A 1,737-nucleotide genomic window follows, 5' to 3' on the forward strand; every position below is an offset into this window, starting at 1 on the left:
TGCATAACCAGTTATTGCAGACATAACGAGATGGGTGAGAAGGTCGTAACTAGTTTAATGCAGACATGGGGATGTGGGTCAGCAGGTCGTAACTAGTTATGTCCGGTAATCTAGATTACCGGACATAACTAGTTACGACCTGCTGACCCACATCCCCATGTCTGCATTAAACTAGTTACGACCTTCTCACCCATCTCGTTATGTCTGCAATAACTGGTTATGCACATCTTTATGTTTGCATAACTAGTTACGTTCAGAACCCTTGCTATACAAGGCTTTCAGCTTTCACGCCTTCGCATTTCATCACGACATCCCGTCCACTTCACTATGTTTGCAATAACTAGTTACGACCTTCTCACCCATCTCGTTATGTCTGCAATAACTGGTTATGCACATCTTTATGTTTGCATAACTAGTTACGTTCAGAACCCTTGCTATACAAGGCTTTCAGCTTTCACGCCTTCGCATTTCATCACGACATCCCGTCCACTTCACTATGTTTGCAATAACTAGTTACGACCTTCTCACCCATCTCGTCATGCCTAAAATAACTAGTTACAACCTGTTGCTACACATCTCCCCTCTTATCATAACTAGTTAATATAACCCTCGCTTTGACCTTGCTCTCACTCATAAATCATTACCATTGTCAAGTTTTTATCAGTTTTTGTTACTACAGGTACTACGCAGTGTTACAGATATTGTCCTTGCCCGCGATCGCACAGCGACTCCGAACATTAGCTCCGAACATTACACAATCTCGTTACGTTGTTTTATAACTAGTTACAAGTCTATCATATCACTAGTTGCCTATGCGATCGCCACTTCCGCCACTTCGCCAGACTTCGCTTCAGCTACTACACTAACTACCCGTACTACAGAACCGTCCATCGTCCACTTAGACATAGTTAGTTTGATTTCATCCTAACTATACAGTTTTTGCCCGTCCGATGATAAAACAACCTCGTCTCTGTCTTTTTCTGCTTCAACAAGCATCGGTGTATCTTTTTTTTGCTTCTAGCTCTTTTTCGGGCTTTGGCATTTGTTGGTGCGCCTCTCTGATAATGGCGTTCACTGCTTTAGGTGTTGGTGCTTGTTTGACCTGGGCAAGTACGTTTTTTGCTGCAACTGGGTTAGCTTCGGCGATCGCTCCTAACTTCACCGTATCTTTGGCTGTAATCTTGTTATCTCTTAGTAATACCTGGCGTGCTTCTACTGGGTCGTCTGACGCTTGCGCTACCTTCTGCACTGCTCTGGAAAATTGGGCGTCACGTTCAATGGTTGCGTGACTGACATTTAATTCATTAGCTATTTTTTTGCTGGTAGCGTTGCTTTGAGGAATTGCCTCACTGTGAGGTAATTCCTCTTTTTTGGTATGTTGATTAACTCCACTCCCTCCGCGCGATCGCTTCTTACGTATTTCATACAATCGTCCTCTATTTCCTTTCAGTACAATACTTCGTACCCGTATATTACGCACCCGTCGGTAGCCAGGCTCAATATATAAAGAGGATTGGTTATTCCTGATTACTAGTTATTAGTCCTTAACTTCCCATGATCTATAGGTGGCTACCGTGCCATAGGAACTCATGCCAACAGCCCATAAAAAGCACCGCTAATTCTTGCCAGCAACAAGCCTTATGGGTACTCCAATGAAATATCTATCATCTAGCAAGGTAAGACGCCTTGTAGCTCATCCTGCGCGTGGCTACCGCTACAAATACTACAAATGTAATA

At 43.4% G+C, this 1,737-nt stretch carries 1 protein-coding gene; it reads right to left on the reverse strand.

All coding sequences use genetic code 11. The features are described from left to right. Window positions 1-985 precede the first annotated feature (985 nt). Entirely contained in the window at window positions 986-1,429 is a 444-nt protein-coding gene (locus tag ACM0OZ_RS48645; RefSeq protein WP_414590122.1) for a hypothetical protein, read from the reverse strand. Window positions 1,430-1,737: the final 308 nt, after the last annotated feature.

This window comes from Scytonema sp. PCC 10023, assembly GCF_963920835.1.
GTDB lineage: Bacteria > Cyanobacteriota > Cyanobacteriia > Cyanobacteriales > Nostocaceae > Kalymmatonema.